This window comes from Bacillus sp. S3, assembly GCF_005154805.1.
Lineage (GTDB): Bacteria > Bacillota > Bacilli > Bacillales > Cytobacillaceae > Neobacillus.
Genome location: NZ_CP039727.1, coordinates 232,589 through 254,581 on the forward strand (window position 1 = coordinate 232,589; position 21,993 = coordinate 254,581).

General features: G+C 39.9%; 19 protein-coding genes and 1 other annotated feature. Of the genes, 12 read left to right on the top strand and 7 right to left on the bottom strand.

Annotated features, from left to right (window positions below; all coding sequences use genetic code 11):
• The 7 genes from FAY30_RS01175 (at nt 1) to FAY30_RS01205 (ending at nt 7,575) form a co-directional block, all read left to right on the top strand.
• The gene (locus tag FAY30_RS01175) at nt 1-795 is read left to right on the top strand and encodes an ABC transporter ATP-binding protein (protein WP_149868184.1); all 795 of its coding nucleotides are present in this window, start codon (nt 1-3) and stop codon (nt 793-795) included.
• 66 nt (nt 796-861) lie between these two features.
• A complete protein-coding gene (hisC, locus tag FAY30_RS01180; protein ID WP_149868185.1) occupies nt 862-1,971 on the top strand; it encodes a histidinol-phosphate transaminase in 1,110 nt (369 codons plus the stop codon).
• A 19-nt stretch (nt 1,972-1,990) separates the two neighbouring features.
• Nucleotides 1,991-2,977 carry a C-terminal binding protein gene (locus FAY30_RS01185; protein ID WP_149868186.1) on the top strand — a complete coding sequence of 329 codons (987 nt, stop codon included), beginning with the start codon at nt 1,991-1,993 and terminating at the stop codon, nt 2,975-2,977.
• A gap of 138 nt (nt 2,978-3,115) precedes the next feature.
• On the top strand, nt 3,116-3,502 hold the full coding sequence (locus FAY30_RS01190; RefSeq protein ID WP_149868187.1) for an FxsA family protein: 387 nt from the start codon (nt 3,116-3,118) through the stop codon (nt 3,500-3,502).
• Nucleotides 3,503-3,649: 147 nt separating this feature from the next.
• Nucleotides 3,650-4,156: a DUF1648 domain-containing protein gene (locus tag FAY30_RS01195; RefSeq protein ID WP_149868188.1), complete on the top strand. Its 507-nt coding sequence runs from the start codon at nt 3,650-3,652 to the stop codon at nt 4,154-4,156.
• Nucleotides 4,157-4,225: 69 nt separating this feature from the next.
• Nucleotides 4,226-4,478 (top strand) — a binding site (T-box leader).
• A gap of 48 nt (nt 4,479-4,526) precedes the next feature.
• Nucleotides 4,527-6,164 (top strand): methionine--tRNA ligase, encoded by a 1,638-nt coding sequence (gene metG / locus FAY30_RS01200; protein ID WP_149868189.1) that lies wholly within the window; start codon nt 4,527-4,529, stop codon nt 6,162-6,164.
• 124 nt (nt 6,165-6,288) lie between these two features.
• Complete coding sequence (locus tag FAY30_RS01205) at nt 6,289-7,575, top strand: serine hydrolase domain-containing protein (protein ID WP_190284780.1); 1,287 nt, start codon at nt 6,289-6,291, stop codon at nt 7,573-7,575.
• A 420-nt stretch (nt 7,576-7,995) separates the two neighbouring features.
• Here the strand turns inward: FAY30_RS01205 and FAY30_RS01210 are convergent, their stop codons facing one another.
• Nucleotides 7,996-8,745 carry a glucose 1-dehydrogenase gene (locus FAY30_RS01210; protein WP_149868191.1) on the bottom strand — a complete coding sequence of 250 codons (750 nt, stop codon included), beginning with the start codon at nt 8,743-8,745 and terminating at the stop codon, nt 7,996-7,998.
• 431 nt (nt 8,746-9,176) lie between these two features.
• Here FAY30_RS01210 and FAY30_RS01215 point away from each other — a divergent pair, with 431 nt between their 5' ends.
• Complete coding sequence (locus tag FAY30_RS01215; RefSeq protein WP_149868192.1) at nt 9,177-9,884, top strand: YoaK family protein; 708 nt, start codon at nt 9,177-9,179, stop codon at nt 9,882-9,884.
• A 494-nt stretch (nt 9,885-10,378) separates the two neighbouring features.
• Here FAY30_RS01215 and FAY30_RS01220 read toward each other — a convergent pair whose 3' ends face one another.
• Nucleotides 10,379-11,545, bottom strand: coding sequence for an IS256 family transposase (locus FAY30_RS01220; protein WP_149868193.1), 1,167 nt, complete (start codon nt 11,543-11,545; stop codon nt 10,379-10,381).
• Between the two features lie 288 nt (nt 11,546-11,833).
• Nucleotides 11,834-12,226, bottom strand: a complete 393-nt coding sequence (locus FAY30_RS01225) for a MerR family DNA-binding protein (protein ID WP_149868194.1) — start codon at nt 12,224-12,226, stop codon at nt 11,834-11,836.
• Between the two features lie 92 nt (nt 12,227-12,318).
• On the opposite strand from FAY30_RS01225, the gene FAY30_RS01230 reads away from it, so the two are divergent.
• Nucleotides 12,319-13,932 carry an acyl-CoA dehydrogenase family protein gene (locus FAY30_RS01230; RefSeq protein ID WP_149868195.1) on the top strand — a complete coding sequence of 538 codons (1,614 nt, stop codon included), beginning with the start codon at nt 12,319-12,321 and terminating at the stop codon, nt 13,930-13,932.
• A 53-nt stretch (nt 13,933-13,985) separates the two neighbouring features.
• Here FAY30_RS01230 and FAY30_RS01235 read toward each other — a convergent pair whose 3' ends face one another.
• Entirely contained in the window at nt 13,986-15,230 is a 1,245-nt protein-coding gene (locus tag FAY30_RS01235; protein WP_149868196.1) for an aminopeptidase, read from the bottom strand.
• A 223-nt stretch (nt 15,231-15,453) separates the two neighbouring features.
• Between FAY30_RS01235 and FAY30_RS01240 the strand changes: the two genes are divergently transcribed.
• The 3 genes from FAY30_RS01240 to FAY30_RS01250 all read left to right on the top strand — a co-directional run bounded on the left by FAY30_RS01240 (nt 15,454) and on the right by FAY30_RS01250 (nt 17,296).
• The gene (locus FAY30_RS01240) at nt 15,454-16,068 is read left to right on the top strand and encodes a DUF6518 family protein (protein WP_149868197.1); all 615 of its coding nucleotides are present in this window, start codon (nt 15,454-15,456) and stop codon (nt 16,066-16,068) included.
• Between the two features lie 71 nt (nt 16,069-16,139).
• Nucleotides 16,140-16,619, top strand: a complete 480-nt coding sequence (locus FAY30_RS01245) for an SRPBCC family protein (RefSeq protein WP_149868198.1) — start codon at nt 16,140-16,142, stop codon at nt 16,617-16,619.
• Between the two features lie 158 nt (nt 16,620-16,777).
• The gene (locus FAY30_RS01250; RefSeq protein WP_149868199.1) at nt 16,778-17,296 is read left to right on the top strand and encodes a hypothetical protein; all 519 of its coding nucleotides are present in this window, start codon (nt 16,778-16,780) and stop codon (nt 17,294-17,296) included.
• A gap of 50 nt (nt 17,297-17,346) precedes the next feature.
• On the opposite strand, the gene FAY30_RS01255 is transcribed toward FAY30_RS01250, so the two are convergent.
• The 3 genes from FAY30_RS01255 to FAY30_RS01265 form a co-directional block, all read right to left on the bottom strand.
• Entirely contained in the window at nt 17,347-18,237 is an 891-nt protein-coding gene (locus tag FAY30_RS01255; RefSeq protein ID WP_190284781.1) for an ABC transporter permease subunit, read from the bottom strand.
• Nucleotides 18,238-18,253: 16 nt separating this feature from the next.
• On the bottom strand, nt 18,254-19,210 hold the full coding sequence (locus FAY30_RS01260; RefSeq protein ID WP_149868201.1) for an ABC transporter permease subunit: 957 nt from the start codon (nt 19,208-19,210) through the stop codon (nt 18,254-18,256).
• Nucleotides 19,211-19,791: 581 nt separating this feature from the next.
• The gene (locus tag FAY30_RS01265; protein WP_149872550.1) at nt 19,792-21,900 is read right to left on the bottom strand and encodes an MMPL family transporter; all 2,109 of its coding nucleotides are present in this window, start codon (nt 21,898-21,900) and stop codon (nt 19,792-19,794) included.
• Nucleotides 21,901-21,993: the final 93 nt, after the last annotated feature.

Here is a 21,993-nt window from a genome sequence, read left to right on the forward strand (position 1 = left end):
ATGCTGAATCCGAAGGTACAAATTGATAATGTCACAAAAATATACTCAGGTAATAGGAAGCATTCTCAAGTGCTGGCAGTAGATCATGTCAGCCTGAACATTATGACCAATGAGTTTATTACCATCCTTGGTCCATCTGGATGTGGAAAATCTACGCTGCTGCGGATTGTGGCGGGACTTGAGGAACAGTCATCGGGTCAGGTGTACCTTGATGGTCACGAGGTTAACGGGCCATCTTCCAATAGGGGCATGGTTTTTCAGGCGTATTCCTTGTTTCCATGGCTGACGGTGGAAGAAAATATACAATTTGGATTGAAAAATAAAGGAATGAATGCTGCCGAGCGTAAAGAAATTGTTAAGGATTATATTGAATTAGTCAGGTTGACAGGATTTGAAAAACATTATCCTAAGCAGCTATCAGGAGGAATGCAGCAGCGCGTTGCCATCGCAAGAGCTTTGGCGAATGACCCGGAAATTCTGCTGCTTGACGAACCATTTGGAGCGCTTGACAATCAGACGCGGACACTCATGCAAGAGCTTTTGCTGGAAATTTGGGAGAAGTCGAACAAAACCATTTTATTTATTACACATGATGTCGAGGAATCGATTTTTCTTGCCAATAGAGTCATAGTGATGACCTCAAGGCCCGGCAGAATTAAAGCGGATATTCCAATCGAGCTTGAGCATCCTCGTCCCTATAGTATTAAAATGGCGCCTCGCTTTCTTGAGTATAAAGAGCAGCTGACTGAATTGATCCGTGAGGAAAGCTTGAAGGCCATGATGGAAGTGAAATAGGCAAGTGGACCAAAGGGGAAGCTTAACTATTTGGACCCACGATTTTTATAAAAAGGGGAGATAGATTTGTCTCAAGACCTATGGCGTAGAAGCGGAAGAAAGTTAAAGCCATATATACCCGGAAAAGCGATAGAAGAGGTAAAACGGGAATTGGGATTAGATGAAATCATTCGACTGGCTTCGAATGAAAATCCGTTTGGCCCGTCACCAAAAGCAGTGCAGGCTATGCAATTGGCCTTGCAGGAAAGCCAGTTATATCCTGAGCCAACAGGCAGGGAGCTTAGAGAAAAATTAGCGGGAATTTATCAACTCGCCCCCGAGCAATTTCTAGTGGCAAATGGCGGGGATAATGTTATTACCTTAATTGGAACGGCTTATATTAATCCAGGTGATGAGGTTATCTATTGCACCCCTACGTTTCCTGCATATAGAACGATAACCCTGCTCATGGAAGGGATTCCTATAGAGATCCCTGTGACTGAGGATTATACCTATGATCTTGACGGAATTCTCGCATCCATAAATGAAAATACCAAATTAATTTTTATCTGTAATCCTAATAATCCGACTGGAACCATTGTAGAAGAAGACAAACTCGAGGCATTTCTGAAGCAAATACCATCACATGTGATCGTCGTGCTTGATGAAGCATATGTTGAATTTATTAACCGGGAAGGATACCGTACAGGAATTGATTTTGTCAAGGAAGGGTATCCGGTTATCTTTATACGTACATTCTCAAAATTGTACGGGTTAGCCGGAACGAGAATTGGCTACGTAGCTGGGAATGAAGAGTATATCGAGGCCATACGGGCAGTAAGAGAACCATTTGCCGCCAATCGAATGGCACAAGCAGGGGCAATTGCGGCTTTAGACGATATAGAATATAAACAGAAAAGTTTACAAGAAAATAAGCGAGAGGCGGAAATGCTGATCAAGGAACTGAGCGCTTTAGGGTTTAGCGTGACCGAAACACACGCAAATTTTCTGTTTGTCGATGTAAAAGAAGATGGAATGAAGCTATCGGATGCGCTCATGCGGGAAGGAATCCTTATTCGACCATGCGCAGCGTGGGGATTGCACACATATGTCCGTATTACCATTGGGACTGCGGAGCAGAATAAACGTCTAGTAAACTCGTTACGGAAAATCGGCCAGAAACTGCCCACATCATAATAAAAAAGGAGGAGATAAAGTGAAGGATGGAAGGCATTTAGTTTGGATCTTAGACGATGAATGGATTGATCATCAAATGGAAAAGGGAATCTATCAACAAGAGGGCTTTGAAGTAAAAGTAACACGCTCGGAGACGTTTGAGGAAGACCTCCCACTCTATGCGCCCTATGCGGACGGGGTAGTTGCTCAAGTTGGATTCCCATGTAAGGCTGATCTTATTGATAAACTGCAATCATGCAAGGTTATAGCCATTTCAGGGGTGGGCTTTAATCATGTTGATTTGGAGGCAGCCACTAACCGGGGAATTATTGTCTCAAATGTACCCGATTATTGTTCGGAAGAGGTTTCAGATCATACGATTACACTAATGCTGGCGGTCACTCGCCGCATCACTGCCTATAACCAAAAAGTGAAAGAGGGAAAATGGGATCCACTCGATACACTGCCCATTCGCCGGTTCAGGAATAACACCGTAGGATTGCTGGGCTTTGGCCGGATTGCCCGGATAGTAGCAGCAAAGCTTAAATCATTTGGTGTCCGCCTATTAGCCTATGATGAGTATGTTTCTGCAGAAACCTTCGATTCTTATGGGGTAGAGTCCGTATCGTTAAACGAATTGCTGCAGCAATCTACCATTCTAAGTTTACATGTACCACTTACATCGGAAACAGAAAACCTTCTAAACTATGAACGCCTCAAAATGCTGCCTAAAGGAGCGTTCATTATTAACACATGCCGCGGTGGTGTAATAAACGAGGTTGATTTAAAGAAGGCAATTAATGAAGGGCATATAGCAGGGGTAGGGCTCGATGTGCTGGCAAAGGAACCACCTGAACTGGACCATCCGCTCCTGACAATGGAAGAGGTTTTCGTTACACCGCATTCCTCCTACGTCTCAGAGGAATCCCTAACAGAGTTAAAGCGCAGGACCTGTCAGATTATTATCGACGGAGCCAAGGGAATACCACTTACCTATTCTTTAAATCAGGTTAAGGTGAAACTTTAAGTAATTTAGGGGGCGGTTCCCCGCTGCGATAATGCGGCGGGGAACCCCCCTTTTTTCATATGTTAAGACAAGGGATTTTCATTTAAATAGCCGTTCCTGTTATAATGTAATTAATTCATTTGGAAGGAGACCTCTCAGGTGCGTTATTTGTTTATCTTGATTATTGCGATTCCTGCGGCAGAGATAGGGTTACTCCTTTTTTCCGGAAAAACGCTCGGAGTTTGGCCGACATTACTACTCATTATATTGACAGGTGTAGTTGGAGCGTATTTAGCAAAAAGAGAAGGCCTGCAAACCATTCGGAAGGCGCGTGTGCAGCTGCAAAACGGTCATATTCCAGGTGAAGCGTTATTAGATGGGATTTGTATATTGGTAGGCGGTATCCTGCTGCTTTTGCCGGGATTTATTACAGACATTGGCGGCTTTTTCATGCTATTTCCGCCAACAAGACGTGCAATTAAATTCCTCATGATTAATTCTTTGCGGAAAAAGATACAACGAGGCAATATAAAAATCATTAAATGAAAAACGCCAACTTCTCAATCGCTGGGAATTGGCGTTTTTTGGCGAAAAGGGCACGGTTAGATGACTTAATGATAAAATTTGGAATATTTGATATATTATTCATAATGGAAGTGTAATAAGGTGAAGGAAAAGGGAGGGAAAATGAATATGCCAAATTATTTGGGCAGGCCTAAATTAAAAATTCCTAAGTCAAAGAGTGAATGGATTTGGGATTTTATCGGATATTTATGTTTTTTGGGATCAATCATTGTGTTGCTTTTCGTTTGGAAAACACTGCCTGAAGAAGTACCTGGGCATTATAATGCAGCCGGTGAGGTGGATCGGTGGGGCTCCAAGTGGGAGCTTCTTATATTACTTTTTGTAGGGTTATTCATTGCAATTTTAATGGCGGTACTAGAAAAATTCCCTGAGGTACATAATTATCCTAAACGCTTTAATGAATCAAACGCCGAACAGTTTTATTTACATAGCCGAAGGCTGGTTAATCAGTTGAAAAATATCTGTCTCATTCTTTTTTCGCTCATTTTAATTGAATCTATTTCCATTGCTTTAGGCTGGGGAGCCAGGTTTGGTGTATGGTTTTTACCGCTCACGCTTATTGGAACAGGGATTCCAATAGTAATTGGAATGCTGAAACTAAAAAGAATTAACTAATCGAAGCATCAGAACCTCCTCTTGCTTCCATCTGCAGGAAATTATATAATTATTCATATATTTTTGAAATTAACAGCGTTGAGAAGGAAAAGTAAATAGGGCAGTATTTGATAGAGAGCTTCTGATGGTGGAAATGAAGTAAATGAACCCTTTTGAAAATGACCTTTGAGCTTCGCACCGAACGCTTCTAGCTAGTAGGCTGCGACGGGAATGGCACTCGTTATTACAGCAGCAGTATCTCTGAAAAAGACGTACTGATGGAGGCAAATAGTGTGAGCTATTTGTAAATGTAGGTGGTAACACGGGTATTCTCGTCCTAATCGTATTGATTAGGGCGTTTTTTTATTTCATTTTTTGGGAGGAATCTAAAATGACAATCGTAATCGGAGGGGCATGGCCTTATGCCAATGGATCGTTACATCTAGGCCATATTGCGGCACTGTTGCCAGGAGATATTTTAGCAAGGTATTACAGGCAAAAGGGAAAAAAGGTCCTTTACGTATCAGGAAGTGACTGCAATGGCACACCAATTTCAATTCGGGCTAATCAAGAACAAACAACAACGGAGATTATCGCAAACCGATATCATGAGGAGTTTTCTGAGTGCTTTAAGGAACTGGGCTTTACCTACGATCTTTATACAAGAACGGATGCAAAACATCACCATGAATCCGTTCAAGAGATATTTCTAAAATTGATGGAAAATGGTTATTTATATACGAAGAAGATTGAACAAGCATATTGTGAACATGATAAGCAGTTTCTGCCGGATCGTTTTGTGGAAGGGATTTGCCCGAATTGTGGGGCCAAAGCAAGAGGTGATCAGTGCGATAATTGTTTGAAAATTCTTGATCCACTGGATTTACTTGAAAAACGCTGTAAAATTTGCAGAAATGAGCCAGTTATTAAGGAAACGGAACATTTTTATTTTGCCTTTAGTCAATTGCAACAGGAGTTAGAGGATTTTGTCAACAAAGCAGATGAGGAACATCGCTGGAGGGAAAATGCTGTGGCGTTAACGAAAAGATACTTGCATGAAGGTGTTCCAGATAGAGCTGTTACGCGAGATTTGCCAAATGGTGTGGATGTTCCTGTTGCAGGATTTGAAAGGAAGAAAATTTATGTCTGGATCGAAGCAGTTGCGGGATATTTAACGGCTAGCTTAGAATGGGCTAAACAAAATAGTGTAAGCATTGACCAGCTATGGAATGAGGATTCAGTATCTTATTATGTTCACGGTAAGGACAATATCCCATTCCATACGGTTATTTGGCCCGCTATCTTAATGGGTATTAAGAGCAAAACTTTGCCGACGCATATTATTTCGAATGAATATCTAACATTGGAGAAAAGAAAGTTATCCACGAGCCGAAATTGGGCCGTCTGGGTTCCGTACATTTTAAGTAAATACGATCCCGACTCTATTCGCTATTTCTTAACCATCAATGCTCCGGAAAGTCGAGATACCGATTTCTCATGGCGTGAATTTATCTACAGCCACAATAGTGAGCTGCTTGGGGCCTATGGAAATTTTGTTAATCGCACGTTAAAGTTTACTGAAAAATCGTTTGATGGTAACATACCGCAAGCTGAAGTAGATACGCAGATTAAGAAAAATACGATTGATCTTTTCACTACTACTGGTGACTTAATTGAAAAAGGGCATTTTAAACAGGCCTTAGAGGGGATTTTTCAATATATCCGTCGTGCCAACCGTTATTTTGATGAACAACAACCATGGATTCAAGTAAAGGAAAACCCAATTAATGGCGATGTTACGCTGGCAACCTGTACCTATATCATTTTGAATTTAGCGCAATTACTGCAGCCATTTTTGCCCTTTTCTTCAGAGAAAATTCGAAAAATGTTAGGTGTCTCAAAGGTTGACTGGCATGAACAACACCAACTGCCAGAAAAATTAGAATCTGTCTTACCATTATTTGATCGGTTAGATATTCATTTGATTGAAAACGAATATAATCACTTGATAAAATCCTCAAAGTTATAATTTTTCTTAAACTATTCTAAATTCCTCTAAAAGACGATCTGGAAGATTGTGCTAAAATGGATGAAGAGCATAAATATTCCAGATTGAGAGGGATTGGTCAATAATGAGGAGCAAGGGGGAAAAAATGAAAACTAAAATCAGCAAGCTTAATGATTACATAGAAAATCTGGCTGCCCACAATTATTTTAATGGGGCGGTTCTTGTTGGTTATAAAGGAGAAGTCCTGTTAAAGAAAGGGTTTGGATTCTCGTCTTTTCAGTATGATCTTCCAAATAGGCCTGCTACTAAATTTCGTATTGGTTCATTAACGAAGGCATTCACCGCGATGGCGATTGTGAAACTGCATGACAAGGGTGCTTTAAACCTTGACGATTCTCTCAATACGTTTTTTCCGGATTATCCGAAGGGCGCTTCGATGACAATCCGCCATTTATTGAACCACTCATCGGGAATAGCGAATTTTACCTCTACACCGGATTATTGGACAAAAACGATGAGACTGCAGGCAACTTTACAGGAGGTGATTGAATCGTTTCAGTCAATGCCGCTAGAGTTTGAACCCGGCACGAACATGAGTTACAGCAACTCCGGCTATTTATTATTAACAGCTATAATTGAAAAAGTTTCCGGGATGGAGTTTGCCGATTTTCTACAAAAGGAAATTTTCGATGAACTGGGTTTAACAAGCACTGGGGTTGATAACGGACGATCAATCGTTAAATCATTGGCACAAGGCCATACTGTTTGGGAAAAAGTCGTTCATACAGATTACATCGACATGTCGTTCCCATTAGGCGCCTATGGGATGTATTCAACTGTTGAAGATTTATATCAATGGTGTCAGGCACTCTTGAAAAATTCATTAATTGATAGAGGGTTGCAAGATCAAATGTTTACAAGCAGAAATGGGTATGGGTTTGGCTGGTTCATCGAGGACGGTGCCCAGAAGGAGGTCAGTCACTTCGGTGATATCAATGGCTTCGTCAATCATCTCGTGATGTATCCGGAAGAGGAACTGGTTGTGATAGTGTTAAGTAATATCAATATTACACCGGTCATTCAAATCAGCGGCGACCTTATTCGTATTGTTTTTGGAAAAGAGGTTGAGGGATTTCCACCGTTTAAACCGTTAAAGATAGAGAGTAAAAACCTAGTTGGGACGTATTTGAACGGTGAAGAGACGGTATCTATAAGTTTTGACAAAGAGCTTTATGTTGTCGTTCCAAAAATGTACGGGGTGCCGTATAAGTTCAAACTGCTTCCAATCGAGGCAGATCAAGCAAGAGTCGTCTGCAAAAGCGATTGGATCCACGATACGTATATTTTCCGATTGAATGATAACGGAATGCCACTATCAATAGAATTAATAGACTCATATGGTGCCAGAACTGAGTTTGTTAGAGAAAAATAATAATACGAAGGGGGAAAGGCTAGGATTGAATAAAAACAGAATAAAAATGATAGTTCCAATCGTTTTATCCATTGCTATTCTTATAAGTGGAGTGATTAGATTCCTCCAAATGAAAAGTAACTATGAGGCAAATAAAATTAAATCGGAAGCATGTATCGATAATGGAGGCACACTGGTGATAGAACAGAAACATCTTCTAGCTCTTACCTCCGCTACATGTGAAGAAAGTTAATCCATATCGTGATTAGATTTACTAGTCAAAAGACGAATCAAACGTTTGATTAAAATTCTAAGGCCCTATGCAGGACTGTCGAAAAAACCAACCAAACGTTTGATTAACTGTCTGGATCAGTTGGTATGGCTAGCCTGAGGAAATTAATCAATTGATTGATTAAAAATTTATGGCTAATTGGAAGTTACCTATTCCTCGTAGATCATTTTTCGCGTCATACCGCCATCTACGACAAGGTTAATTCCTGTAACAAAATCATTTTCTGTGGATGTCAAATATAAGCAGGCTCGGGCAATATCTTCTGGTTTTCCCACCCGCTTTGAGAAATGCTGTTCATGATCCTGGGGGCTTAATTTTGAATAATCACCAGTTTCAATCCAACCGGGAGAAATAGAATTTACGGTAATATGATCATTGCTCAATGAAGCCGCGAGCGCATGTGTAATAGCAATAATTCCGCCCTTTGTGGCGGCGTACGATTCTGAATTAGGCTCTGACATGATGGCTCTTGTGGAGGCAATATTCACAATCGAGCCGCCATCCTTGTTATGACGCATATATTTTGCTGCTTCACGTGATCCCAAGAAAATACTTCTTAAGTTTGTGTTCATCACATCGTCCCAATCTTCTAAAGTTAATTCAAATGGAGACTTGAATATTGCTTTCCCTGCATTATTGATTAAAATATCAATTTGACCAAACGTTTGATGGGCTAGTTCCATTAACCGAACAATATCCGTTTCTAGTCTTACATCTGTTTGTACGAAAATGGCCTCTCCGCCCAGTTCCTTTATCGTACTAGCTGCACTAGCCCCTGCTTTTTCATCTATATCCGCAAGGATGATATTGGCCCCTTTTTCCGCATAAAGTAAAGCGATTCCCTTGCCAATCCCATTTCCGGCACCTGTTATGACCACAGTTTTTTTAGAAAAGTTCATTGTACACATCCTTCATTAAATACATTAACTTACTATGTTTTAAGATAGCACAAAACAGGGAATAGATTCCTAAAACCTGCAATTTATTACTAACCAAACATTTGATTGAATGGGCTCTTTAAGATAAAATTGCTCCGGAAAATAGCAAAAGTGTCTTTAATAAGGCCTCTTAAAGACAAAACGGTTCTGGAAAATAGCAAAAGTGTCTTTACTAGGTTTTCTATATACAAGGAATGTCTGCATTAAAAAAACTAACCAAACGTTTGATTGAATGGCTGATTTGTTGGTATGACTAGGATGGGAAAATTAATCAAACGATTGATTAACTATTAATAGCGTGTTAATAGTACTCTTTTTGTCAATGTTAGATTCTTAAAAAGGCCGATTATGGTGTAAAATAAATCATTATCAGAGAAACAGGAGCACAACATATGATAGACAAACAAAAGATGATCCCTTCATTATCGTCGAATTCTGTTCGATTGGGCATATTGTTAGCCATAGTGGGCGGTTTTTTAGATGCATATACTTTCATTAGCAGGGACGGGGTATTTGCGAATGCCCAAACAGGAAATATCGTATTATTAGCGGTGAAAGTGGCAAATGGCGAGTGGAGGGGTTCGTTTCTTTTTATTTTGCCTATTCTAGCTTTTATTCTTGGGGTTTTGGTATCCGAAATAGTGAAGATTCCTCATATAAGGCAAGTGCTGCATAGCTATAGACGTTCCATCCTCATCTTAGAGTGCCTTGTCCTGGTCGTTGTCGGTATTTTGCCAAATAGTGTGCCAAATATCGTGGTAACCGTGAGTATATCATTTGTATCATCATTACAAATCTCCACTTTCAATAAATTAGACAAATGGGCTTACAATTCAACGATGACAACCGGGAATCTCCGAACAGCAACACAAGCAGCCTATGCGGCCTTTATCGAACATAACCAGGAGGCAAAAAGACAGTTCAAAGAATTCTTTGGAATCATTCTTTCTTTTCTATTTGGTGCCATGACAGGGACGGTTTCGACCACCTATATTGGGAATACATCTATTTGGATTGCATCAGGGTTTTTAGTGATCGCAATAGTTTTATATCACAGGGATAAGGGATATTTGAGGAGACCATTCATACCAAAAGAATAAAACAGAGGTGCGATCACCTGCTTCAAATAATTGAAATCCTAGTCCTCTTTGTTTCATGTTCTTGTTTATTGCGAGTTTGAAGCCAATAACGACTATTGGATGCATTTCTTAAACTTTTGTAACAAGATTTGAAGCTAATACCCCCTATTGGCTGCATTACTCAAACTTTTGTAACAAGATTTGAAGCTAATACCCCCTATTGGATGCATTTCTCAAATTTTTGTAACAAGATTTGAAGCCAATAGCCCTTATTGGATGCATTTCTCAGTCAAGTCCTTGATTTTGTGTAAATTTGCTAAACAATGTTTTTAACCAAATTTTGTTATGTCAAATATATATGATCAGCCACTTATCCCCTTAACATTTTTCGAGCGTTACTTCCATGGGTTTCAATCTCCATATCCAGTCAAGGGTGTCAAAGGCGGTTTTTCCTTTGATACCCTTGACTGGATATGGAATAATCCATAATTGGAAGTACGTTGAAAATTAAACATCTACCTTTTAATAGATTTCTGCTTCGAATAATTGGTTTCTTGATAGTGCATTAAAACAGCTCCTACTAAACGAAAAGCAGATTGTGTATTAGGGTAAATTCGAATTACCTTTTCTCTTCTTCGGACTTCCTGATTTAATCGCTCAAGAGAATTTGTACTACGGATATGACAACGGATATCTTCTTGGAATTCCATATATTGTATGGTATCTTCGAAACCATCATCTAATATTTTCAGAGCTTGTTCGTATTTAAGATTGTCCCCAAACTGACTCATCAGTTCACCTTTAAAATTCCGCATATCCTCAATTGTGACTGCATCAAAAATACGCTTAATCATCATACGTATTTCCGCTGAGTCCTTTTTTGGAAGCCTTTCTATGATATTACGTTTAAAATGGACGTTACACCTTTGCCAGCTAGTCCCAATAAATTCACGTTGAATCGCTTTTTGAAGCCCCTGGTGAGCATCTGAAATGACTAGCTTTGGGGATTGAAGACCACGTGATTTTAGTTGTTGGAGAAAGCGACTCCAACTTTCATAACTCTCAGCGTGATCCACACTTAACCCAAGAATTTCACGTGTTTTGCTTTCAGTGATTGCAGTGGCTATATAAACAGCCTTAGAGACGACACGATGATGTTCACGAACTTTTATATACATGGCATCTACAAAAACAAAAGGATAATACCTTAAATTTAAGGGCCGTTTGGCCCAGTCATTAATAATAGGATCAAGCTTTTGAGTAAGTGAAGAAACAAACGATTTTGACTTACTTTCACCACAAAGTTGTTCCACAATATGTGTAACTTTACGTGTAGAAACGCCATTGATAACCATCTCTAGCATAGAGAGTACTAACGCCTGGTCACAACGTGCATATTTCTCAAAAACCGTAGGTGAAAACTCACCATTTCGAGTCCTAGGAACCTTAAGTTTTATCTTACCGATACTCATCGTTAACTCACGTTCGTAGTAGCCATTTCGGTAATCACGACGCTCAACAGAGCGTTCATATGCAGCGGCGTGTAAGTAATCATTTCTTTCTTTCTCCATGTACTCATTCAAAACCAGAACAACAGCTGATTTAACAACGTTATCTATATTTGAATTCATTACTGAGTCTTTTAAAAGTTCCAAATCTAGGCTAAACTGTAATTGGGTCATTTTTATTCCTCTTTTCTATGTTTATCGTGGTTGTTAAACATTGTAGCCAAGTAGGATAAAAATGACCCTTTTCTTTTTACACAATTATACGGACTTAATCCATTTCTCAAACTTTTATAATGAGTTTTGAAGTCAATAGCCCCTATTGGATGCATTACTCAAACTTTTTTAATGAGTTTTGAAGCCAATAATCCCTATTAGATTCATTTCTCAAAATCTCTTGACAAGATTTGAAGCCAATAACCCCGACTGTTTATTCCTAATTCAATTCAATCCAATCTAGACCCGTCAATCATTCCTGGGAGCTTGCTCCATATACCTTTCCTTATGAGCGATAATTTCATCTCTAAGCATTTGCAGTTGTGAAATTTGTTCATTAATCTCTTGAATCTTCCGGTTTGCATGCTGAATAATTCTTTTTTTCTCTTCTACCCCTTCAGGGTTTGCTTCGTACAGCTCAATCATTTCCTTAATTGCCTGCAGACTAAATCCCAGTTTTTTACCGCGAAGAATTAATTTTAGCCGTACTCGTTCACGGTTCGTATAGCTGCGCTGCTTCGTTAAACGATCGCGCGATTCTGACGTTAGCATTCCGACTTCTTCATAGTAACGAATCGTTCTGGAGCTGACATCAAACATACTTGCAAGTTCACTTATTGAAAAAAGACGTTCTTCAGACATTAAAGCATCCCCCTAGTTGACGTTTGCGTAAACTTAACTATATAATAATTCCGAATAATCAAATTTGTCAACTGAAATGGAGTGAGCATTTGATGAGCCTGACTTCCCAAGAAACAGAAGCTAGAGGGAAAAATTCCTACACCTTTGATGAATTCGTAGAAAAGCGCAGAAATCTTGATTGGTACCGTGATGAACCATTTTTACAGAAATCATTACAAAAATTTACTGGTCACGAATACGAACAAATTCATGAAAAAATTCTTTCCTTTTCTCCAACCGTATCTTCCACATGGGATCATCTGGCGGCACAAAGTGCGCGGCCGGAGGTTCGTCCGCACATGCTTCATTATGATGCATTTAACCACAGGATTGACAGAGTGGTACGGCCGATGGAAACGCAGCTGTTAGAAAAGGGAGTTTTTGGCGAAGGGCTGTTTTCTAGTCAAATCACAGCTTGGGAGAGTTTTGTCAAACGAATGCTCATTCATCAATTAGGCGAAGCAGGAGTAACATGCCCCTTGACCTGTACCCATGGATTAATTGCCCTAATTGAAGAATTTCCGGATGAGGCCCATTCAGAACTCCATGAAATTTTGCAACATACAAAAGAAGGGGTTAACGGCGAATTTGCCATCGGCGCCCAGTTTATGTCAGAGATTCAGGGCGGATCTGATTTGCCTGCAAACCTGTTAGAAGCCGTTCCGGATGGAAAAAACTATCGCTTATATGGAAATAAGTTTTTCTGTTCTGTTGCGCATGCGGATTATTCCGTCGTCACTGCGAAAATAACGGGATCAAACAAAGTGTCCACCTTTATTGTTCCGTCGTGGCTGCCGGGAGATAAAGTGAAGGAAAAGAGAAATGGCTATCAAATTAACCGGATTAAATGGAAAATGGGTACAGCCGAGGTTCCGACAGGTGAATTTCAATATGATGGTGCATTAGCCTATCCAATTGGACCGAAAGATAAGGGCATTGCTGTAGCAGTAGGAATTGTTTTGACGTTATCACGGCTTGAAATCGGCATTGCCTGTGCCGGTTTTATGCTTCGAGCATCTAGGGAAGCAAATCTTTATAGTGAATTCCGCTCCGTTTTTGGAAAAAAGATAAAAGACTACCCACTGGCCGCAAGCAAATTAAGGCTAATAGAGAATGCAGCCCAACGGACAACGGCAGGTGCCTTTAAGATTTATGATCTATTCTTACGTCTTGAAAAGCCGCTCAATCCTGGACTTCAATCCGACCATCCGCTGGAAATCAGGAAACAACTATTTAATCTAAGGGAATTAATTTTATTGCAGAAAATTGGTGCTACCAAAGAGGGAGTGGAAGTATTGCGCGAGGCCATTTCCGTGTTCGCCGGTCATGGTGTAATGGAAGAGTTCTCCTCGCTGCCAAGGATATTCCGTGATGTCGTGGTGAACGAACAATGGGAAGGACCAAGAAATCTTTTATTAACTCAAATTTATCGTGACATCACTAGAGTCGCTGACTGGTATCCACCGGCTGATTTTGTCAGGAATGCTCTTGATGGAGCACCACAAGAAACCATTCAAACATTTTCAGCGCAGCTGGAAGACCTGCTGCAACGGCCGGTTCTCGGAGAAGTAACTGAAGAGTCGATGGAGTCCGCAAGTGAGTGGGATGCATTTTGCAATGCCTTCTTTAAAACCTATCAGGAAGTTGCGTTAGCAGAGATAATATAAAGCAGGGGGCCGGATCTTATGCTTACGAAGTATAAGATCCGGCCCTGTTTTAATTAAAACGCCCAGTCTCCATTACGGAAGATTGGAACGATGGTTCCATCTTGTTTGATGCCGTCAATGTTCATTTTGTCAGAGCCGATCATGAAGTCAACGTGTACGGTAGACGTATTCATGCCGTTTTTTAATAATTCTTCTTGGCTCATTTTTGTTCCGCCTTGGATTGTAGTCGGGTAGGCTGACCCGATTGCTAAGTGATTAGATGCATTTTCATCAAAAAGAGTGTTAAAGAAAATAACTCCGGATTGAGAAATCGGAGATGGGTCTGGTACAAGGGCAACTTCACCTAATCCAGTGCCGCCTTCGTTATCAAACACCAATTTCTTAATCGCTTCATCGCCTTTTTCAGCAGAAATATCCACGATTTTTCCTTCTTTAAAATGAACTTCAATGCCTTCGATTAATGTACCGGCATAGCTTAATGGCTTCGTGCTGCGAACGACACCATCCATGCGGTGGGTGTCAGGAGCAGTGAAGATTTCTTCTGTCGGCATGTTAGCAATAAATTCTTCCCCTTTTGGATTATAACTTTCCGCACATGCCCAAATGTGATTCTTTGGTAAGCCTAATGTTAAATCCGTACCAGGTGCTGTGTAGTGCAAGGCATCAAATTGAATATCGTTTAATTTCACTGCCTTTTCATTCAATGTCTTTTTGTGTTCATCCCAGGCAGCAATTGGATCCTCTGCATACACACGTGTAGTTTTAAAGATTTGATCCCATAAAGCATCCACTTGTTCTTCAGAAGTTGCAAGATCAGGGAACACTTTTGCAGCCCAGCCTGCTCCGGCAGCAGCGGCAACGGTCCATTTTAAATCATCGTTCTGCGTAGCTATGCGTTGTGCTTTGAAAGCCTTTCCAGCTATTTTTTGATAGGCAGCAATTTTACCAGGGTCGACTTCATTAAGTAAGCCTGGATCACTTGATACGATTGAAAGCCGGCTAACACGATGATTTAATACATGGTCTTCGGATTCTTGAATTTCATACTCAGGAATATCGGTTAAAACTTCTTCTGGTTGATGTAAATAATGAAGCTTGCTGATTTCATCATCAGACCATTTGACAATGACCTTTTCAGCCCCTAATGCATAAGCTTCTTCCGTAATTAATCGAGCTAAAGGAGCTTGATCAACCGTAATCGTCATTTTTACCCAATCACCAGATTGAACATTGATTCCTTTTGCCACTAAAAGTTTTGCGTATTTATGTAGATTTTCTTCAAAGTTTGGCAGTGCCATTTTTTAACCTCCAATTGTTTTTTTCTAATTACCATATCATAGTAGCACAATAAGACCAAAATTTCTGAAAGTAAATTTCCAAAAAAGCAAAATGATGTTCACTCCTCTGAATTTTAGTGAAATATTTCTTTGAATCATAGTAAAATATGTAAATAGAGGTGATGGTTTTGGTTGAGAAACACTTAGCTTTAATAAATGAAAAATCTTTTTTACCAAAAAAACAATGAAGGAAAAATTAGTATACATAAGGGCTAAATCGGATCAAGTACCTCCGTTACAAACAAGGTTAGTAAGAGTATTGGGTGTATTTATGCTAGGAGCAATAGCAGGATTCTTGGCGAAATTCACTGATGGTTCAAAAATTGGATTAATAGGGACACACTTAGGATTTTGGGTAGTCATAACCACCATCATTGCCGTTCGAAGCCGCTCGCCTAAAGCCGCGGGATTACACGCGTTTGTTTTTTTAATCGCCATGCTTATTGTTTATTATAGTTATTCCATGGCGTTGTTTGGATTTTTCCCCAAGAATTATTTTATCGCGTGGGGCAGTATTGCCTTACTTTCGCCAATCGGCGGTTATGTGGTGTGGTATGCGAAAGGAAATGGCTGGAGGGCCGCATTTTATGGGGCTTTACCCATAAGTGTGCTCATAGCGGAAGGGTATAGTTTCTTCTATACTTTTTCAATCCCCAGTGGATTCGATCTCTTCGCTGCTGTACTGTTATTTATCAATTTGCCAGCAAATCATTTCCAGCGGTTGCGAATGCTGCCTTTTTTAATGGTACTATTTTTCTTGAATGAGCGGTTTGATATCCTTTATTACATGCCGTGGTAATGGGGAATACTTGAGATATAAGTAAAGGAAATAGTAGGATAGTGGTATACAAATAAGGGAGATGATCGAAGATGGGAATTGCGGTCATTGAAAAAATAGAAAATCATTATCGTGCTCATTTTGAACGCCGTCTTCAGCATAACGTTGAAGAAGTATGGGCCTGGTTAACAGAGAATGAAAAGCTAGCGAAATGGTTTAACGAACTCCGGGTTGGCGATCTAAGTGAAGGCGGGTTCATGAGGTTTGACATGCAGGATGGCACGTTTGAAGAGCTTGCTATTACTGAACTTAAGCTGTATTCTGTATTTCAATTCTCTTGGTGGGCTGACACCGTTCGGTTTGAACTGTTTCCAGACTCGGATGGCTACAAGTTGGTCTTGATTGAAACGATTGAAAAAATGACTGATCATACGCCAAAAGACCTTGCCGGCTGGCATGTTTGTCTTGACGTCATTGAGGCGTTAATGGATGGCAGAACGATTGAGAGAATGGAAGAATGGAAAAAGTGGTATGAGAACTATAAACAGGCTGTTAAGAATGTAACTTCATGAATTTTTTGGGCCAGTCTCTCACTTCGTTAAAGCGGAGGAGGGACTAGCCCTTTTTTATTTACTGATAGCGTAGAACGGTCTTACTTTCTAAAGTATTGGAATGGAGAAGGGAATATAAGGAAAAATCTAGAATAATTAATAAAAGGAAGGCGTGATTTTTGAAAGAGAATAAAATTAAACCGGGGGAAACTATGAAAAAAGCAATCATTATTTTTCTCACTTTTTTAATAGGTGTGGGGGCAGGGATATTAGCAAATAAAGAATATGAAAAATTCCATCCTATTTCGGGACCTAGCGGCGGATCTATTTCGAATGAAAATGACAAGCTGAATGTCATTCTGTTTGTTTCAACTCCAATCCAAACATTCAAAGGAAAGGTTATCCAGGTGCAAGCCACGGTTACAAATAAGTCTAACAAAGACCTGGTTTTAAGTCCAAAAAAGTGTAAGCCGGTATTGGAATTTGCCCAGTATTATGGGGAAAAGAAAGTGGAAAACTCCGATGGTACTTGCATCCAAGCTGAGCAAATACGTCTATCAAGAGGCTCTTCCATTTCAAACATAGTGGTTTTACCATATGATGAGAAAGCTTTTAAGAAATACAACTCAAGGAAAATCAGCGTAACAGTAGACGACTTTACTACCGAAGCACTGAGTTTTCACAAAATCCCTGAATAAAATTGCGAGGCCAGTCCCCTGCTGCTTATAGACGGGGGACTGGCCCTTTTTTAAAACATTCGATATTTTGCCTTAAAGTGTTTTTTTAAGCCGTCTGCTAGCAAGAGAAACGTGATAATCATCAATGAAATAAATAAAACCGAGTATAACGGTACCCAGTAGCTGCTCCAAATATCTCTTGATATGGTCTGTAGGTACATGGGATAGGCAAGTGAGATGTTTTCCGCCGAGTAGCTGCCATCTAATTCGGAGGTGAATTTTTGATTCAAGAATAGTTGAACGACGGCCAATTGTGATAATAAGAATAACACTCGAGCCAGATCATTTACAAAACTTGTGATGAGCTGTGATTTAAGATGCGGAAAAATGTGCCGGGTAAATAACTTCACTCTGGTGCAGCCAGTGGAAATGGCCGCCTTAACAAATAATTGATTTGATACATACTTGGCATCATTCTTTACCATTGTTGCCAGCCGCCCGACCTCGATACTGGATAGGATGACGACATACCAAAATGGCCGGTGTGTTGAGAAAAAGATAAAGGGAATGCCAAGTAGCAGCGCAACTAAAAAAATGGGCGGGATAAAAGATAAAATATAATTCCAACCGCCCAAAAACGCATTAAGCGGTCTTGAAACCATGGCCGCCATGCCCAATGGTACTGCTAGAGAAAAGCGAATCACAACGACAACAATAACAATCAGGAGCGTTTCTCGGGTTCCCATCACTAAAAGACTTAATAAGTCCCGGCCCTTATGATCACTGCCAAACAGATGGTCCTTTGAAGGAGGATAGGGCGGGATGATAATTTTGCTGTCATGCATTTGCATCGTTTCTTCTTTTAACCCATGATCCACGAATGGGAGGTAAGGGCCAAAGGCCGCCAATACTAGGAAAATTGTTAAAAAGATGGTTCCTATAACAAGTTGCAGGTTCTTCAAGACTATGCCTCCTATTTTACACTTCTTCTTCTTGGTCATATGGTGTAATAAGATAATTGCAGGTTTGGCTGATCAAATGAATGATTAATATAATGAACGTAAAAATGATGGTATAGGAAATGGTTAATGAAGCATTGCCTAGATCCATGCTTTGTCCAACGGCAAAAGAGGCTCCCGGGTAGACCGCTTCCATGAAATAAAACCCTGCACCGCGGTAGGCGGTAAATTTTTCAATGATAAATAAATTGGATAACACAAACAAAGAAATGGTGTTTAAGTGCTGCAGAATCTTGATGATGGCGTTACGGAAAATATGTATATAGACGACTTTTTTAAATGATACACCCTTCGAATAGGCTGTGCGGATATAATCCTTACCTTCTTCATCTTCCAAACTGCTGTAAGTCATCTTGGCCGTATAAAAAAATGGATAGATTGATAAATAGATAATACATAGTATGATGTTTTCAAAGTTTTCGCTTCCGAATAGGGTGATATGAGGTAGGAGGCCAATCCCATACAAATACATTAGCGATAATTGGATACCCACCACGACAAAAAAGTCAGGAATGGATAAGAAAAGCCATGTTGATGCTCTAGTAGGGAAGCTCCATATTTTATATTTTGATAGACGGTAATCCAGCATCCCCTTTAGTACTCCGAATAAATATGACAGGAATAAGGCGGGCAGTACAATATATAGACTCTTCTTCAATGTTCGTGAAAGTAGTTCACTATTTGGATAGCCTGGCCTGTAATCTCCTAGAGATTTGTTTTCTTTTATATAGGAGAAAAAGTTCATAAAGGAATCTTTATGTGTTGTCCAGGAATAATGATACCCGGCATCTTCAAATACATTTCCAGTTGAGGTTTCATATGTCACATCCCTTGGCATTAAGATAATAAAAATGATGATAAAGATGGCAACCATCCAAGCTAAAATGCTTTTACCTAATTGGAAAATAAGCGGCAATACATCTTCCTCCCTTTAATGGTAAATTAAGTTAACTGGTGTAGTAATAGTATAGCGGACTTTCCTGAATATTTCGAGATGTTCTGATTAGTGATAAAAGTGCCTTCTCGATCAGCTTATTGCCTGCACCAAGTCATTTAAACTAGTGACAGTGGTTATTAAAGACAGAACGGCCTAGGAAAGAGAAGGAAATGTCTTTAATAAGCAGTCTTAAAGACAAACCGTCCAAGGAAAGAGAAGGAAATGTCTTTAATAAGCACTCTTAAAGACAAACCGGCCCGGGGAAGAGGTAGAAATGTCTTTAATAAGCGCTCTTAAAGACAAAACGGCCCGGGGAAGAGGTAGAAATGTCTTTAATAAGCGTTCTTAAAGACAAAACGACCCAAGCAAGAGGAGGAAATGTCCTTAATAAAAACTCTTTGTGCGGACACAACACTAATCAAACGTTTAATTGAATGGCTGAAACCATTGATACAACTGACTCGAAGAAACTAACCAAACGTTTGATTAATAGAATCCGGCATTAGAGGTAAAAAAGAACGGCAGCCAATGAAATGATTGGCTGCCGTTCTCTTTGAAATCTATCTATTTTCACTAACCTTTTTGTCCTTTTCCAATAAAACAATTAATCCCGGCAGCAGTACTCCTCTTATTAGGAATGTATCTAACAGGATTCCGACTGCGACAATGAAGCCAAAGATAAATAATAATTGGATTGGTTGTGTCATTAATACGGCAAAGGTAGCTGCGAGTATAATTCCTGCGGACGAAATGACCCCGCCTGTGTTCGTAACAGCTATTTCTACTGCTTCCTTAACAGAGTGTTTTGCGCGTTCTTCCTGGAATCTTGAGATGAGTATAATATTATAGTCAATTCCAAGGGCCACTAAAAAGACAAAGGCATAAAGCGGCACCCGGTTGCTAATCGTATCGATATCAAAGATCAGGCTGCTTAAGAAGGTTCCCAGTCCCAAGGCCGCAAGGAATGAAATTAAAATCGTCCCCATCATATAAATAGGCATTTTAATGGATTTGGTTAAGACAATTAACAAGGCAAAGATTAAGACGGTTTCCAACAAAACAATCACAATCACATCTCTGTCATTAACGGAGCGGTCATCCACTTTTTGAGCTGTTTCTCCTGCGAAATAGAGTTTTCCATCAAGTTGACTGTCATCCGTTATCTTTTTGCTCTTATTAATTATTTTTTCCATTGCATCAATGGTCTTCACGTCATAAGGATTTTCTTTAAACGTTAGGCTGTATGAAATGACTTGATTGTCTTTCGTTGTTTCGCTTAAACGAACATGGCTGACAAGCGGCTGCCCGGCAAGTGCTTTACGTAAGGTTTCTTGCTGTTCGGCAGTAACAGGATCTGGCGATTCAAACACAACGGAAGTAGGCGCCAGGTCTCCCACCTCAAACTTTTCCTCCAATATCTCATACCCTTCTCGGGAAGGCATATCCTTAGGGAAGGATTTCATCGTATCGAACTCATACTTTAGATTAAATAGATTACTGGCGGAGAGTAATAAGAAAATGCTAATCAAAGCAACGGAAAGGCCTGGCTTTTTCGTAACGAAACGGCCAATTTTCCCCCAGACAACATGCTGATTAGCTTTTTGAATACCAACCTTTGGTATCTTAGGCCAAAAAGATTTCCTTCCAAAAAGAGTGAATAATGCAGGAACAAGTGTAATCGATGCCAGCATAATCACGGCCATTGTGGTTGCGAAGGTGGGAGCGAAATTCTGGTAATCGCCAAATTCAGCAAAGAATAATACCAGCATCGCTGCTAAAACTGTACCGCCGGAAAAGAAAACAGGCATTCCTGTTTCGCGCATCGCTTCTTTCATCGCATCAAATTTACTTTCATGATTTGTCAGTTCTTCCCGATAACGAGAAAAGACAAATAAGGAGTAATCAATCATGGCAGCGAATAAGAGAATCGACATAATCGAAAGGGTCTGATTGCTGAGAACAAGACCAGCCTTCCCCATGATACCCAGAATTTGATTGACGACTTCATAAACAAAGACGGCTGCTAACAATGGAATGAAAGCTAATAATGGTGACCGGTAAATCACAATCAAGAGAACAAGGATTAAGCCAACCGTTGATAAAATAAGAACAACATCCGCCCGGGAGAAAAGATCGAGTGAATCTGTTGCGATTCCGGCCGGACCTGTCACAAATAAAGTTAAATCAGAGGAATCGGCCACCACTTTTTTAATATGCTGTAACGATTCTTTTATTTCCTTATTTTCTAAAGAAGCATGAAAGGTCAATGGAATAATGGCTGTTGTGTTGTCAGCTGAGAAGAAGCCGGCAGCCGCCTGGGGCGGTAAGGCTGCAATTGGGATAATTTGATCAATCCCAGCAATTTTTTTACTCTTGATTTTGTCTAATAAAGCGCCAATCTCCTTAATCTCTACTTCACCGTCTTTAGATTGGAAAACTAAAATTGCAGGTGTGCCTTCGTTATTAGGAAAAAATTGATCCATCTTCTTTTGAGCAATAACAGATTTTGCATCGCTCGGCAGTGATTCAATTCTAGACACCTCATAATCCTTGGCATTTGGTGCAAACAGGGCTAATACAATCGTAATGATTAACCAGGAAGCAAGGGTTATCCACATTCCTTTTTTAGTTGAAACCCTGTCCGTAATAGCTTGTAAGAATGATTTCATCTCTTTTGCTGATTCTCCCTTCATCATGTAATGTTTGAAAGTGACACTTGTGTTACTTTAAGGAAAAATAAATTGACACTATTGTCACTACTA

Coding starts and splice junctions, on each gene's coding strand:
- FAY30_RS01245 (WP_149868198.1), top strand. CDS start 16,140: ATGGGAATTGCGGTCATTGAAAAAATAGAAAATCATTATCGTGCTCAT.
- FAY30_RS01195 (WP_149868188.1), top strand. CDS start 3,650: ATGCCAAATTATTTGGGCAGGCCTAAATTAAAAATTCCTAAGTCAAAG.
- FAY30_RS01225 (WP_149868194.1), bottom strand. CDS start 12,226: ATGTCTGAAGAACGTCTTTTTTCAATAAGTGAACTTGCAAGTATGTTT.
- FAY30_RS01265 (WP_149872550.1), bottom strand. CDS start 21,900: ATGAAATCATTCTTACAAGCTATTACGGACAGGGTTTCAACTAAAAAA.
- FAY30_RS01210 (WP_149868191.1), bottom strand. CDS start 8,745: ATGAACTTTTCTAAAAAAACTGTGGTCATAACAGGTGCCGGAAATGGG.
- FAY30_RS01215 (WP_149868192.1), top strand. CDS start 9,177: ATGATAGACAAACAAAAGATGATCCCTTCATTATCGTCGAATTCTGTT.
- FAY30_RS01205 (WP_190284780.1), top strand. CDS start 6,289: ATGAAAACTAAAATCAGCAAGCTTAATGATTACATAGAAAATCTGGCT.
- FAY30_RS01175 (WP_149868184.1), top strand. CDS start 1: ATGCTGAATCCGAAGGTACAAATTGATAATGTCACAAAAATATACTCA.
- FAY30_RS01240 (WP_149868197.1), top strand. CDS start 15,454: ATGAAGGAAAAATTAGTATACATAAGGGCTAAATCGGATCAAGTACCT.
- FAY30_RS01220 (WP_149868193.1), bottom strand. CDS start 11,545: ATGACCCAATTACAGTTTAGCCTAGATTTGGAACTTTTAAAAGACTCA.
- metG (WP_149868189.1), top strand. CDS start 4,527: ATGACAATCGTAATCGGAGGGGCATGGCCTTATGCCAATGGATCGTTA.
- FAY30_RS01230 (WP_149868195.1), top strand. CDS start 12,319: ATGAGCCTGACTTCCCAAGAAACAGAAGCTAGAGGGAAAAATTCCTAC.
- FAY30_RS01235 (WP_149868196.1), bottom strand. CDS start 15,230: ATGGCACTGCCAAACTTTGAAGAAAATCTACATAAATACGCAAAACTT.